Annotated in this window: 15 protein-coding genes and 2 pseudogenes; 11 read left to right on the forward strand and 6 right to left on the reverse strand. The window is 62.5% G+C overall.

Translation table 11 applies throughout. The annotated features are described in order from the left end of the window. The coding region (locus tag JCM21793_RS27200; protein ID WP_036541036.1) for a GntR family transcriptional regulator at positions 1-223 on the reverse strand (223 nt) is incomplete at its 3' end. 106 nt (positions 224-329) lie between these two features. Here JCM21793_RS27200 and JCM21793_RS19805 point away from each other — a divergent pair. Beyond that, entirely contained in the window at positions 330-1,247 is a 918-nt protein-coding gene (locus JCM21793_RS19805; protein WP_025031476.1) for a DMT family transporter, read from the forward strand. On the opposite strand, the gene JCM21793_RS19810 is transcribed toward JCM21793_RS19805, so the two are convergent. The 4 genes and pseudogenes from JCM21793_RS19810 to JCM21793_RS19825 form a co-directional block, all read right to left on the reverse strand. Next, positions 1,225-1,995: an amino acid ABC transporter ATP-binding protein gene (locus tag JCM21793_RS19810; RefSeq protein WP_007008948.1), complete on the reverse strand. Its 771-nt coding sequence runs from the start codon at positions 1,993-1,995 to the stop codon at positions 1,225-1,227. The genes JCM21793_RS19805 and JCM21793_RS19810 overlap by 23 nt on opposite strands. 11 nt (positions 1,996-2,006) lie before the next feature. Then, positions 2,007-2,671, reverse strand: a pseudogene (locus JCM21793_RS27205) (amino acid ABC transporter permease). Positions 2,672-2,675: 4 nt separating this feature from the next. After that, entirely contained in the window at positions 2,676-3,338 is a 663-nt protein-coding gene (locus JCM21793_RS19820; protein ID WP_025031477.1) for an amino acid ABC transporter permease, read from the reverse strand. Between the two features lie 75 nt (positions 3,339-3,413). After that, the gene (locus tag JCM21793_RS19825; protein ID WP_025031478.1) at positions 3,414-4,259 is read right to left on the reverse strand and encodes a transporter substrate-binding protein; all 846 of its coding nucleotides are present in this window, start codon (positions 4,257-4,259) and stop codon (positions 3,414-3,416) included. Positions 4,260-4,561: 302 nt separating this feature from the next. On the opposite strand from JCM21793_RS19825, the gene JCM21793_RS19830 reads away from it, so the two are divergent. After that, the gene (locus tag JCM21793_RS19830; protein WP_025031479.1) at positions 4,562-4,987 is read left to right on the forward strand and encodes an acyl-CoA thioesterase; all 426 of its coding nucleotides are present in this window, start codon (positions 4,562-4,564) and stop codon (positions 4,985-4,987) included. A 4-nt stretch (positions 4,988-4,991) separates the two neighbouring features. On the opposite strand, the gene JCM21793_RS19835 is transcribed toward JCM21793_RS19830, so the two are convergent. Next, positions 4,992-5,951, reverse strand: a complete 960-nt coding sequence (locus JCM21793_RS19835; protein WP_025031480.1) for a LysR family transcriptional regulator — start codon at positions 5,949-5,951, stop codon at positions 4,992-4,994. A gap of 126 nt (positions 5,952-6,077) precedes the next feature. On the opposite strand from JCM21793_RS19835, the gene JCM21793_RS19840 reads away from it, so the two are divergent. The 9 genes and pseudogenes from JCM21793_RS19840 to JCM21793_RS19880 form a co-directional block, all read left to right on the forward strand. Continuing rightward, positions 6,078-6,860: an ABC transporter substrate-binding protein gene (locus tag JCM21793_RS19840; protein WP_025031481.1), complete on the forward strand. Its 783-nt coding sequence runs from the start codon at positions 6,078-6,080 to the stop codon at positions 6,858-6,860. 71 nt (positions 6,861-6,931) lie between these two features. Beyond that, positions 6,932-7,579: an amino acid ABC transporter permease gene (locus tag JCM21793_RS19845; protein WP_025031482.1), complete on the forward strand. Its 648-nt coding sequence runs from the start codon at positions 6,932-6,934 to the stop codon at positions 7,577-7,579. Positions 7,580-7,590: 11 nt separating this feature from the next. Further along, entirely contained in the window at positions 7,591-8,250 is a 660-nt protein-coding gene (locus tag JCM21793_RS19850; RefSeq protein WP_025031483.1) for an amino acid ABC transporter permease, read from the forward strand. Continuing rightward, entirely contained in the window at positions 8,247-9,011 is a 765-nt protein-coding gene (locus JCM21793_RS19855; RefSeq protein ID WP_007008957.1) for an amino acid ABC transporter ATP-binding protein, read from the forward strand. Before JCM21793_RS19850 ends, JCM21793_RS19855 begins: the two co-directional genes overlap by 4 nt. A gap of 4 nt (positions 9,012-9,015) precedes the next feature. Beyond that, positions 9,016-10,653, forward strand: a complete 1,638-nt coding sequence (locus tag JCM21793_RS19860) for a N,N-dimethylformamidase beta subunit family domain-containing protein (protein WP_025031484.1) — start codon at positions 9,016-9,018, stop codon at positions 10,651-10,653. A gap of 12 nt (positions 10,654-10,665) precedes the next feature. Continuing rightward, positions 10,666-12,030, forward strand: coding sequence for an aminotransferase family protein (locus tag JCM21793_RS19865; protein WP_025031485.1), 1,365 nt, complete (start codon positions 10,666-10,668; stop codon positions 12,028-12,030). 8 nt (positions 12,031-12,038) lie between these two features. Further along, positions 12,039-13,007 carry a 3,5-dioxohexanoate:acetyl-CoA acetone transferase gene (gene kce / locus JCM21793_RS19870; protein WP_025031486.1) on the forward strand — a complete coding sequence of 323 codons (969 nt, stop codon included), beginning with the start codon at positions 12,039-12,041 and terminating at the stop codon, positions 13,005-13,007. 10 nt (positions 13,008-13,017) lie between these two features. Then, complete coding sequence (locus tag JCM21793_RS19875) at positions 13,018-13,536, forward strand: GNAT family N-acetyltransferase (protein ID WP_007008961.1); 519 nt, start codon at positions 13,018-13,020, stop codon at positions 13,534-13,536. Between the two features lie 2 nt (positions 13,537-13,538). Next, positions 13,539-13,973: pseudogene (locus tag JCM21793_RS19880) on the forward strand (histone deacetylase family protein); the annotation flags it as partial.

Raw genomic sequence — 13,973 nt, forward strand, 5'->3', positions numbered from 1 at the left:
CGAAGAACCCGGCCCCCGGCCGCGAGCGGATCACGCCTTCGGCGGCAAGCCGGTCATAGGCCTCGACCACGGTGGATTTCGAAACACCCATGGAGCGCGCGCAGCTGCGGATAGACGGCAGCTTCGCCCCCGGCGTCAGCGTTCGATTGGCGATGCGCCCGCGAATCGCGGACATGACGCCTTCAAGGCGTGTCTCATCGGCATTGCGTGTGGATGTCAGCATCGCTGTACTGTCCGTTCGACCATTACAGTTTGTCAAAATTGTACTGCATCGTCTCTGGCGATGCCATGCCCCCTGCCCCACACAGGCAGGAGAAAAGGAGCGTGGCATGAACAAGACAAAGATCGGATGGGCAAGCGGCCTTCTGGGTGTGATCATCTTCAGCGGATCGCTGCCGGCGACACGGGTGGCGGTGCTGGGCTTCGATCCGGTGTTTCTGACCGTAGCGCGCGCGTCGATTGCCGGGCTTCTGGGCGGGTTTCTTCTGCTGGCGTTTCGGGAAAACCTGCCGAAGCGAAGCGAGTTGAAAGGGCTGTTCATCGTCGCCATCGGCGTGGTGGTTGGTTTTCCCCTGCTGACGGCGCTGGCGCTCGAGCACATCACCTCGGCGCATTCCATCGTGTTCATCGGTCTTCTGCCGCTTGCGACAGCCATTTTCGGCGTCGTGCGCGGCGGCGAGCGCCCACGCCCGGCATTCTGGCTGTTCTCGGTGATGGGGAGCGCGCTTGTCGTGGGCTATGCGGCAAGCCAGGGCATGACCGCTTCCCCGAAGGGCGACCTCTTGATGCTTGCGGCCATCATCGTGTGCGGGCTCGGCTATGCGGAAGGCGCATCGCTTTCACGGCGGATGGGCGGCTGGCAGGTGATCTCATGGGCGCTGGTTCTGTCGCTCCCGCTCATGCTGCCGCTGGCGCTCTACACCCTGCCGGCAGGGTTTGAGACCGTGGATACGGGGGCGTGGCTCGGATTTGGCTATGTGTCCGTCTTCAGCATGCTGATCGGCTTCGTCTTCTGGTATCGCGGGCTGGCGCTGGGCGGCACGGCGACGGTTGGCCAGTTGCAGCTTTTGCAGCCCTTTTTCGGCTTCGCGCTGGCGGCGATGCTGCTGCACGAACCCGTGACGGCCGGCATGATGGCGATCACCGCCGCCATCATTCTGTGCGTGGCAGGGGCCAGATTTTCCGCCGGGCGCTCAGGCGCGCCGGCGACAGTTGGTCAAGACCTCAGGCGAAGCTCGACGTCTTGAGGAATTCGGCAAGGCGTTCGGTCTGCGGCTTCAGGAACATCACCTTCGGATCGCCCTCCTCACCGATCACACCCTGGTTCATGAAGATGACGCGAGAGGAAACCTCGAAGGCAAAGCGCATTTCGTGGGTGACAAGGAGCATGCTCATGCCATCGGCAGCCAGATCCTTGATCACCTGCAGCACTTCGCCGACCAGTTCGGGATCAAGCGCAGACGTGACCTCGTCGAAGAGCATGAGGCGCGGGTTCATGGCGATGGCGCGGGCGATGGCCACACGCTGCTGTTGACCGCCGGACAGCTGACCGGGGTAGTGATCCGCACGCTGCCCGAGACCGACGCGGTCGAGCCATTTTTCCGCGACGCTGCGCGCCTCGTCGCGCGCCATCTTCTTCACCTTGATCAGGCCAAGCATGACATTGGAGGCGGCCGTCATGTGCGGGAACAGGTTGAACTGCTGGAAGGCCATGCCCGTCAGCGCGCGCTGGCGGGCGATTTCCTTCTCGCTCTTGCGGACGCGCACGCCGTTGCGCTCTTCATAGCCGATGGGTTCGCCATCGATGAGGATGCGGCCGCCCTGAAAATCCTCCAGCATGTTGATGCAGCGCAGCATGGTTGTCTTGCCGGAGCCCGACGAACCGATGATCGAGATCACCTCACCCTGCTGCATGGTGCAGTCGACGCCCTTGAGCACCTCCACCGAACCGTAGCGCTTGCGCAGGGCCTGAATTTCAAGAAGGTTCTTCGTCATGTCGGGTACTCTCAGGATGGAACAGACACCTTGCGCTCGACATATTTGCCGAAGCGCTCGATGGCGTAATTGATGGCGAAGTAGAGAAGGCCGGCCAGGAAATAGAACTCCAGGCTCATGAAATTGCGCGAGATGATCTCCTGCGTGCGGAGCAGAAGCTCGGCCACGCCGATGACGGACAGAAGCGTGGACGCTTGACCATCTCCGCAGCCGTGTTCACCCAGGTGGGCAGCATCTGGCGCAGCGCCTGCGGCCACAGAACCGAAGTGAAGGTCTGGCGGAAGGTGAGGCCGATGGCCTTGGCGGCTTCTGTCTGCCCGGCCGGAATGGCCTGCAGCGCGCCGCGCACGATTTCCCCCACATGCGAGGAGCAGAAGACCGCCAGCGCAAACACACCCGCCTGAAACGCATTCAGCTCAATGCCGATCGTGGACAGGATGTAGAAGCTGGCGAGCACCAGAACGAGCACGGGCGTGCCACGGATGAAATCCGTATAGGCGCGCACGACAAACCGCAGCGGCCTGTTTCCATAGGTCAGCGCAAGCCCGACCAGAACGCCCAGCACGGAGCCAAGCGCGATGGCGAGAAGCGAGATTGAAACAGTCAGGCCAAGACCGCGCAGGATCACGAAACGGGCAAGCCAGACCTGATCGAGAAATGCGGAAAACTCGTTCATCGGCTCACCTCGAAATCACGAGACGACGCTCGACCATGCGCATAAGCGCGGCCAGCACCGTGCAGGTGGCGACATAGAGACAGGAAGCGACGATCCAGGTCTCGACCACACGGAAGGTTTCGACATTGATCTTGCGCGCCTCAAAGGTGAGTTCCGGCACGGCGATGGCTGCGGCCAGAGACGTGTCCTTGAAGAGCGAGATCAGCGTGGATGACAGCGACGGCAGCACGTTTCTGAACATCAGCGGTATGACGATGGAGGTGCGGATCTGCATCGGCGTCAGACCGATGGCGAGGCCCGCTTCCTTCAGACCGTTGGGGATGGACAGAAGGCCCGCGCGAAACACCTCCGCCAGATAGGCGCCGGAATAGATAGCGAGCGTGGCCACAAAACTTTCGATCTTGCCCAGACGGACACCCATCTGCGGCAACGCGAAATAGGAAAACAGGATCAGAACGAGGATCGGCAGATTGCGGATCACCGTGACGTAAAGCGCTGCCGGACGGCGCGCCCAGCCGCTTTTGGAGATGAGGCCAAAGGCGGTTACGAGGCCGATGACGGCGCCGATCAGGATTGCGCCAATCGCCAGTTCAAGGCTGAGCAGAAGCCCCCAGAGAAGCTGATCGAAGCTGCGCCAGACGGCGGAAAAATTGAGTGTATAGCCCATATTGGTTCCCAGCCATGCAACAGGAACGAAGCAGGCGGCGATGTGCCGCCGCCTGCTTTCGCCCATACGCGATGGTTATTTGTACTCTACGGGGAAACCGATCTGCGGCGGCTGAAGCTCCTTGCCGAACCATGTCTTGAACGATTCAGCGTAAAAATTGAACTCGACCCCGGTCATCGCTTCGTGAAGCGCCGTGTTGACGAAGTGGAGCCAGTCAGAATCGCCCTGCGCCACGGCACAGGAATAGGACTGCGGATTCCAGCCATAGCCGGCATCCGTATAGCGGCCCGGATTCTGCGTCATGTACCACGCCAGCGAAGACTGGTCTGTGGCAACCGCATCGGCCCGGCCGGATTCCAGCGCCTGATAGATCAGGTCGACGGATTCGTACTGATCGACCGAGGCCTCCGGCAGGGCCGCGTGAACCATGTCTTCTGCATAGACATTCTGAAGCACGGAGACCGTGACGGACGAGCCGGCTTCCTTCAGCGCATCATAATCCGCATAGTCGCCATCGGCCTTCAGCATAAGGCCCACACCCTCGCGATAATAGGGAATGGTGAAGGCAACCTGCTGGGCACGCTCACCCGTTACCGTCATGAACTGGCAGGTCACATCCACCTTGCCGGTGGTGATGTTCGGAATACGCGCGTCTGACGACTGCGTCACATACTCGATCTTGTCCGGGTCGCCGAACAGTGCCTTGGCGATGATCCGCCCCATATCGACGTCGAAACCCTGGAGCTTGTCGTCCACGCTCTTGAAATGCCAGGGCGCGTTGGTGCTGCCGGTGCCCAGAATGAGGTGACCGCGCTCCAGAACCTCATTAAGCTTGCCTTGATCCTGAGCGACCGCCGGTGCAGCGGCAGCCACCACCGCCACGGTGAGTATCAGTGATTTCGCATGCGATGAAATAGACATAGAGTGCTCCCCTGCTGATTGCCGTTAGTCCATTATTATGTAGTAATATCCATATTAATGGACTTCCGTATCAAGCCGCATCGCCGGCACCTTGTCAAGTCACCGGCCGCCCGGATCCAATCGCACGGCAAGCTGTCGGGACCACGCAGAGCGTTTTTGAGACGCCGGGGCACCCGCTCGGCCAGAGGTCATGCAGACGGCATTGGGCCAGGCCTTGAAAAATCACCGCTTCTGTCGTTTGCTCGATGCGACGATGCCTGCCGGCAGGCCCCTCCCAACACCCAGACGCGGAAGAACAGCCTGTGACCTCCACCGCACTCACAACCTTTGTCGGTGTTGCCCATCCCTGGATGTGCGACACGATGGGGCACATGAATGTGCGCCACTATGCGGCGATGTTCGATGACGCCAGCTTTCAGTTGCTCGGCCATCTGGCCGGCCCCGAGGCCATCGACAACCGCGACCTTGGCTGGGCCGATGTGCGCAGCGAGACAGAATACAAGCACGAGACCGAAGCCGGCGCGCTTTTGACGATCCACTCCCATGTGACGCGCCTTGGGCGTTCATCGGTGAGTTTCGAGCAGGTCATGACCGGCAGCATCGATGGCGTCGTGCGCGCCGTGAACCGCACCACCACGGTGCGCTTCGATCTCAAAGCGCGCCGCTCTGCGGAGCTCGAAGCCGGCCTGCGCGCCCGCGGCGAAGCGCTGCTCGTCGCAACGGAATGACGCCTCAGCGGTCGTAGACGCGTTCCTCGAACGGGGTTTCGGAGATCAGCGTCTGAAGCCCGGCGATCAACGCCTTCTCTGCCCGGTTCAGAACCTTTTCCGGATTGGTCAGCATGAAAATATCGATCTGTGGCGGCCGGTCATAGGGTGGCAGACGCCACAGCAGCCCGTCATTGACGTCACGCCGCGCCACATGCAGCGGCAGTGGACCGATTCCGAGGCCAGCCAGAATCATGCGCCGCACCTCTTCAAGACTGGAGGACACGCCGACCACGCTATTGTCCAGCTTTGCTTCACTGCGCAGAAGCGCCACGGGACGCAGCGCATCGGATATGTGGTCCGTCTGGAACGAAACGGACGATTCGCCTTTCAGGTCGGCAAGGGTGAGTTCACCGCGCCCATAAAGACGGTGGCCGGGGCCGCAGAAGAAGCCGAAGAACTCTCGATAGACCATCGTGTAGTCAAGCGCCGGATCGCGCTGGCTCACAAGGCACACACCGAATGAGGCACGCCGCTCGCGCACCTGTTTGGCCACATCCATACTTGTCGAAACCGTGAGTGTGATGCTGGCGCGGGGATAGTTTTTGTGGAACTCGGTAAGCGCACGGTCGAAGAGGGGCGACACCACATGGCTTGCAAGGGCGATGTTCACATGCCCTGTCACTTCGTCATTGATCCCGCGCATCAAAAGCGGCAATTGCGAGATGGCGCCAAAGGCCTCGATGCTCTGCTCGTAGAGCAACTTCCCCACCTCCGTCAGCTCAAAGCGCGTTGCGTCACGCTCCACAAGCCGGCGACCGACGCGATCCTCAAGCCGCTTCAGTGCATTGCTGACACTGGGCTGCTTGAGTTTGAGCTGTTCGGCAGCACGCGTGATGCTCTTCACCTCCGCTATCACGACGAAGGTTCGCAGAAGGTTCCAGTCGAGTTCCCAAACCAGCCTTTCGCTGCGCTGATCAATCATTTCCAAAATCTATAATTAATATTCCCATTATCTATTTGCGTAATGTTTCGGCAAACGCAATCATAAATCGAAACAACGCCCAAAAACAGAACAGCATTCGTCCAGAGGAACGGAGGATCCATTCTCATGTCCAAGCTATTGTCGCGTCTTCTTGCAGCCTCGCTCGGCTTCGCCGCCTGCTTCAGCACGCTTCCAGCAAAGGCTGGCGATCTGGAAGCGATCAAGGAAGCCGGCGAGATGAAAATCGCCATGTCGGGCCAGTATCCGCCCTTCAATTTCGTCAACGATCAGAACCAGGTGGTCGGTTTCGATGCCTCAATCGGCATGGAAATCGCAAAGCGTCTGGGCGTCGAGGGTGAGATCGTCACCACCGCCTGGGACGGCATCATCGCCGGTCTTCTGGCCAGCAAATACGACACTATCGTCGGCTCCATGACGATCACGCCGGAGCGCGAAAAGGTCGTGGACTTTGTCGGCCCGTACTACCACGCCGGCCGCGCCGTGTTCGTGATGGAAGATTCCGAGGTGCAGGCGCTCGGTGATCTCAAAGGGCAGACGCTCGGCGTGACGCTGGGCGAAACCCACGAGAAGTGGGCACGCGAACAGGGCGGCTGGGACATCCGCACCTACAAGGGCCTGCCCGAGCTTCTGCTTGAGCTAAAGTCCGGCCGCCTCGACGCCATCGTCGTCGACAACATCCCCGTGCGTGTCGCCATCAAGGAAACCGGTGACAAGCTGCGCATGCTCGACACGCCGGACATTGAGGGCGGCGCAGTGGCCATCGGCATCGCCATCCGCAAGAACAGCCCCGAGCTGAAAGCCGCCATGCAGGAAGCGCTTGATGCGATGATGGAAGACGGCACCTACGAGAAGATCTCGATGGAATGGATCGGCAGCGACATACGCTGATCCCGCAGTGAACATCCGACCGGCGCGTTCCAGCGCCGGTCGCCCCGCCTGCCCCTTTCCGGAGCTTCCGTATGGATTTCTCCCTGATGGTGCGCGTCTTCCCGTTCTTTCTGGAAGCCGCACTGGTCACCGTTCAGATTTCAGCACTGGCGCTTGTTATCGGCCTTGCCGCTGGTTCGCTTGGCGCCGCCGCCAAACTGTCCCGCTCTCGCACCGTTCGCATGATCGGCACGGTCTATGTGAGTGTCTTTCGCGGCACACCCTGCCTGATCCAGCTCTTCATTCTCTATTTCGGCGGGCCGCAGATCGGCATTCATCTCGACGCCTTTGCCGCCGGTGTCATCGGTCTCGGCCTCAACATCGGCGCCTATATGGCTGAATCGATCCGTGGCGCGATCCTCTCCGTGGACAGGGGCCAGGCGGAAGCCGCGCGCACCATCGGCTTCGGCCGGGCGCAGACCATGCGCAAAGTGGTTCTGCCGCAGGCCGCCCGTCTGATGATCCGCCCGCTCGGCGTCAACACGGTCGCACTGGTGAAGGGTTCCGCCCTGGTCTCGACCATCTCCGTGGTGGAACTCACCTACACCGCGCAACGCTTCATCGGCTCCACCTACAAGCCGTTCGAGATCTTCGGCGTCGCCGCCCTTCTCTACATGATCATCGTTTATGCCGTTGCGCGTGTCGTCGACCTGCTCGACCGCCGCTACGCGCTGAGCTGAGGGAGCGACCCATGCAAGGTTTGGATTTCAGCGTCGTCACTCCCTATCTCGGCCTCTTCTGGATGGGTGTCTGGTGGACCATCGTTCTCACCGTCACATCGTCCATACTGAGCTTCTTCAGCGGCATTCTGTTTGCCGTCGCCGTGCTCTACGCCCCGGCGGTCATCGCCTATCCCGTGCGCTTCTTCATGTGGCTGTTCATGGGAACACCGCTGCTTCTGCAGCTCTTCCTGATCTATTTCGGCCTCGTGCAGATCGGCATCGACATTCCCGCGCTTGGCGCAGGCATTATCGGCCTTGGCCTGCACTTCGCCGTCTACAACGCCGACATTCTGCGCGCCGGCATCACCGCCGTCGATCCGGGGCAGTCAGAAGGCGCGCGCAGCATCGGCTTCGGCCGCTGGCAGACGCTGCGCTACGTCGTCATCCCGCAGGCGGTGCGCAACACCGCGCCACCCATAGGCAACAACATGATCGCCCTCTTGAAGGAATCCTCGCTGGTCTCGGTCATCGGCATCGCCGAACTGGTCCACGCTGCCCAGCTTGCTATCAGCGAAACCTTCCGTCCGTTCGAATTCTACATCACAGCCGCCGCGCTCTACTACATCCTGAACCTCGTTCTGGAAGCGGGCCTGCGGCAGGTCGAAAAGAAAGTGGAGGTCTCTCGATGAGCACCCGCAACCCCATGGTCGAGGTCAAGGACGCCCGCAAGGCCTATGGCTCCTTCGAGGTTCTGAAAGGCATTGACCTTTCCGTCGAGCGCGGCCAGATCGTCGCCATCATCGGCCCCAGCGGCTCCGGTAAGAGCACGCTCCTGCGCTCCATCAACCACCTTGAGACGCTCAATGGCGGCGAGGTCTGGCTCGATGGCGTTCAGGTCAACCAGCCGCTCACCGGCCGCGCCTTCGAGCGCCACATCAATGCGGTGCGCCAGCAGATGGGCATGGTGTTCCAGCACTTCAACCTGTTCCCGCACCTCACCGTGCACGACAACATCGCCATGGGGCCGATCATCCTCAAGGGGATGAGCAAGGCCGCAGCGCGCGAACTCACGCTGGAGCTTCTCTCCAAGGTCGGCCTCGCCGATAAGATCGACGCCTATCCCTCCCGCCTGTCGGGTGGCCAGAAGCAGCGCGTGGCCATCGCCCGCGCGCTGGCCATGCAGCCCAAGGTGATGCTCTTCGATGAAGCAACCTCCGCGCTCGATCCCGAGCTGGTCGACGAGGTGAACATGGTGATGAAGCAGCTCGCCGCCGAGCACATGACCATGCTGATCGTCACCCATGAAATGCGCTTTGCCGGCGAAGTCGCCGACCGCGTCCTGTTCATGGATGGCGGCGTCGTGGTGGAGGAAGGCCCGCCCGGCGAGATCTTCACCGCCCCCAAGCAGGAGCGCACCCGCTCCTTCCTCAAGAAGTATCTTGCCGCCTGAGACCATGCATATCATCGAAACCGAGTTCCCCGATTTCGGGCTGACGCCAGAGCAACGCCGCGAGGCGGTTCTGGGCCACTATTACGAAATTCCCGGCATGGACGGCGCACGCGGCGAAATCTGGTGCTACACCGACGCCTATGCCTATCCGCCGGGCGCGACGGTCAACCTGCATGTGAGCGCGACCGCTTCCCGATACCGGCTGGAGATCGTGCGCGACGGCGCAACGGAAACCCCGGTCCTGTCGCAGGACGGCCTTGCCGCCGCCTGGCAGGACACGCCCGGCCAGTGCTCCGTCATTGGTTGCGGCTGGTCGGTCTCCCATGCGTTCCGCATCGGCGAGGACTGGCCGTCGGGCGCTTATCGCATCACGCTGACGGCAGAGGGCCGCGACGGCACCCCCATCACCTGCCACCATGTGTTCATCGTGCGCCCGCTTGCCGGTCGCAAGCCCGGCCGCATTCTGCAGGTCGCCGCCACCGGCACCTGGACCGCCTACAACACCTGGGGCGGCTCCAACCACTATCAGGGCATCACCGGCCCCGGACGCAATCAGTATGCGCCCATGGTCAGCACCGAGCGCCCGTTCTGCCGTGGTTTCGCAATTCTGCCGGAGAGTGCGCCACGCGTGCCGCTGGAGATCTACACCCCGCCGGCTGCACCCCCGCGCTATCCGCACATGGAATGGGCCTATGCCAATGGCTATTCCAAGAAATACGCCTCCGCCGGCTGGGCAAGCTATGACAGCCACTTCTTCCGCTGGGCGGAACGCGCCGGCTATGCGGTCGATCTGGCGAGCCAGCACGAGCTGCACTTCACGCCGGAAATTCTCGACGGCTATGACTGCGTTGTCTTCGTCGGCCATGACGAATACTGGACATGGGAGATGCGCGACGCTGTCGATGCCTATGTCGAGAATGGCGGCAGGGCGGCCCGCTTCGCCGGCAACTTCATGTGGCAGACGCGGCTTGAAGACGATGGCAAGAAGCAGGTCTGCTACAAATACCGCGCGCGTGCGGAAGACCCGGTCTATCAGTCGGAAGACAAACGCCGCACCTCCGGCTGCTGGGAAGCGGAAGAGACCGGACGGCCAGCCGCACGGACATTCGGCCTCAACGCCCTGCGCGGCCTTTATGTGGGCTGGGGCGGCTGCGCGCCGCGCGGCGTGCGCGGGTTCCCCGTCTACCGGCCCGAGCACTGGGCCTTCGCCGGAACCGGCATCTATTACGGCGACCTGCTGGGCGCGGATGGTCACGCCTTCGGCTATGAGGTGGACGGGCTCGACTATGTGATCCGCGGCGGTCTGCCGGAACCGACGGAGGGTTCCGGCGCGCCCGAAGGGCTCGAGATCCTGGCGCTCGGCATGTCCTCCCTCAAGGAGGAGAGCGCCGACATTCCCGCCGACGACCAGTTTCTCTCCGACGCCGACGCAAAGTTCGTCGCCGAAACGCTGGTCGGCAACCAGTCCGACGAGGCCGTGAACCGCATCAAGCGCGGCTCGGGCATGATCGTCAATTTCCCGCGCGGCCGTGGCGAGGTGTTCCACGCCGGAAGCTGCGAATGGGTGGCCGCGCTGAAACGCGGTGACGCGATGGTCGAGCGCGTCACATCGAATGTCCTCGACCGTTATCTCTCCCGCTGAGCGAGACACGCCATGCAGAATGAAACTTCGACACAACGCCCCCCGTCTCACCTCTTCTACCAGTCGCGCCTGCGCCGGCCGCTGGTGGACCGCGCCGAGGGCATCTATCTGTGGGATCAGGAAGGCCGCCGCATGATCGACGGGTCGAGCGGCGCGATGGTCGTCAATATCGGCCACGGCAACCGCAACGTGCTCGACGCGATGAAGCGCCAGATGGACCGCGTGACCTTCGCCTACCGCCTGCACTTCGAGAATGAGCCGGCGGAAGACCTCGCCCGCATGGCGGCGGAACGCCTGCCGGAAGGCATGGACCGCATCTTCTTCGTTTCCGGTGGTTCCGAAGCGGTGGAATCCTGCATCAAGCTTGCCCGCCAGTGGGCGCTTGCCGTGGGCCAGAGCGAACGCTGGAAGGTGATCTCGCGCTTCCCCTCCTATCATGGCGGAACGCTGGGCGCGCTTGGCGTGACCGGCTATGCAGCGCTCAGCGACCCGTTCTCGCCGATGATGCGCGAGATGCCGAAAATCCCGGCCCCCACCGCCTATCTCGACCGCGACAATCTCACCATGGAGCAGCGCGGCATCAAATATGCCGACATGCTGGAAGAGAAGATTCTGGCCGAAGGCCCGGAAAGCGTGCTCGCCTTCATCATGGAGCCCATCGGCGGCGCTTCGACCGGTGCGCTGGTTGCGCCCGACAGCTATTTCCCGCGCATCCGCGAGATCTGCGACCGCTACGGCATTCTCCTCATCCATGACGAGGTAATGAGCGGCGTGGGGCGCACGGGCAAATTCCTCGGCGGCGACCACTGGAACTGCAAGCCGGACCTGATCGCGCTGTCCAAGGGCTTTGCCTCCGGCTATTGTCCGCTAGGCGCGATGGCCGCCCCTTCCCGCCTCGTTAAGCCCGTTCTGGATGCCGGCGGTTTCCAGCACGGCTTCACCTATGCCGGCAATCCGCTCGCCTGCGCGGCCGGTGTCGCGGTGCTCAATGAGATCGACCGTCTCGGTCTGATCGACAATGCGGCCCGGATGGGCGAGGTGCTGAAGGGCGAGCTTGAACGCCTCTCCGAGCGCTTCCCCTTCATCGGCGACGTGCGCGGCAAGGGGCTTCTGCTCGCTGCCGAATTCGTCTCCGACCGCGAGACGATGAAGCCCCTGCCCAAGGAGCTGAACGCGCATCAGCGCATGGTCGACATGGCCTATGAGCGTGGGCTCATCATCTATTCCAGGCGCACCCGCGGCGGGGTCGAGGGCGATCACTTCCTCGTCTGCCCGCCCATGATCGTCACAAACGAGGAGATCGGCTCCATCACGGCCATTCTGGGCGACACGCTCGAGGCACTGGCCGCCGAACTCGATCTCCCCGTCAACCGCTGAGCTGCACCATGACCAAAGACACAAAGACCGATGGCATGAAGAAGAAGCCGGGCCGCAAGGTCGTCGTAACCTGTGCGGTCACCGGCTCCGTGCACACGCCCTCCATGTCCCCCCATCTGCCGATCACGCCCGACCAGATCGCCTCCGAGGCCATCGCGGCGGCAGAGGCCGGCGCGTCGATCCTGCATCTGCATGCCCGCGACCCCGAGGATGGCCGCCCCTCGGCCGACCCAGCGCTGTTCATGCAGTTTCTCCCGCGTATCAAGCAGTCGACCGATGCGGTGGTGAACATTTCCACCGGCGGCTCCTCGCTGATGAAGCTGGAAGACCGCATCGCCGCAGCCCTGCGCGCCGAGCCCGAAATGTGCTCGCTCAACATGGGCTCGATGAATTTCGGCCTCTTTCCGGCGCTGGAAAAGAAGACCGACTGGCAGCACGAATGGGAGCCGCAGCTTCTTGAGGCAACGCGCAGCTCCATCTTCCAGAACACTTTCGCCGACATGGAGAACATCCTGACCCGGCTCGGACAGGGCTGCGGCACGCGGTTCGAGTTCGAGTGCTACGATGTCGGCCACCTCTATTCGCTGGCCTATTTCCGCGATCGCGGGCTGGTCTCTGGCCACCTCTTCATCCAGTTCGTGTTCGGCGTTCTGGGCGGCATTGGGCCGGACCCGGAAAACCTCACGCACATGAAGCGCATTGCCGACAAGCTTTTCGGCGACGATTACAGCTTCTCGGTTCTGGCCGCCGGCCGGCACCAGATGCCGATGATCAGCATGTCGGCGGCCATGGGCGGCAATGTGCGTGTCGGGCTGGAGGACAGCCTGTACAATGGACGCGGCGAACTGGCGCGCTCCAATGCAGATCAGGTAAAACGCATCCGAACCGTTCTGGAGGCCCTCTCGCTGGAGATCGCCTCTCCTGCCGAGGCGCGCGATCTGCTGGGCCTCAAGGGAGGCGACCGGGTCGCATTCTAAGGAGTATCCCATGCCGAAACACGCCGTCGCCGACACCGGCTTTTCGATCCGCCCTGCCGCGGCGGATGACGCAGAGACGATCCATCGCGCCATCATGGACCTCGCCGTCTATGTCGGAGAGCAGGAGCACGCTGTCGCGCAGGTGGAGGATTTCCGTCGCTTCGGCTTCGGGCCGGACGCGGCCTTCTCCTGCCTGATCGCAGAAGCCAATGGAGCGTTTGCAGGGCTTAGCCTCTTCTTTCCGGTGTTTTCCACCTGGCTCGGAAAGCCCGGTGTCTATGTACAGGATCTCTACGTCTCGCCAGAGGCGCGGGGGCGCGGCGCGGGTGAAGCCCTGCTCGCTGCCACGGCAGCGTGGTCGCAACAGCGCGGCGGGGTCTACCTGCGGCTTTCGGTTTATGCGGATAATCACAACGCAAAGGCCTTCTACGCCCGGCTGGGCATCGGCTGGAATGAAAACGAGCACGCGCACGCCGCTTATGGGGCAACCTTTGAAGCGTTGGCCAGCCGTCAGACAAGACAGGGGTAATGATGAAAGCCTTCTACGCCGTAGAGCAGAAACAGCACAATCCGAAAGCCTTCCTCTCAAGCGGTGCGCCGCAGCCGAACCCGGAGCAGCCCGAGCGGACAGAGCGTCTTCTCCTGGGCGCGAAGGCAGCCGGCTGCGCCATCGAGCGCCCCCGCGAGCATGGGCGCGGTCCCATCGCCGCCATCCACACGCCGGAATATCTGGACTTTCTGGAGCACATCTACACGCGCTGGCAGCGCATCGAGGGCGCATCCGAAGAGGTGATCCCGAACATTCACCCGCTTGGCCGCAATGGCCGCTACCCGGCCTCCGCCGTGGGACAGGCCGGCTACCACATGGCCGACACCGCCTGCCCCATCTCGGCCGAGACCTGGGACAGCGCCTGCTGGAGCGCGTGGAGTGCCGTGGAAGCCGCCGAGGCCGTCATGAGCGGCGCG

Source organism: Nitratireductor aquibiodomus NL21 = JCM 21793 (genome assembly GCF_000615975.1).
GTDB lineage: Bacteria > Pseudomonadota > Alphaproteobacteria > Rhizobiales > Rhizobiaceae > Nitratireductor > Nitratireductor aquibiodomus.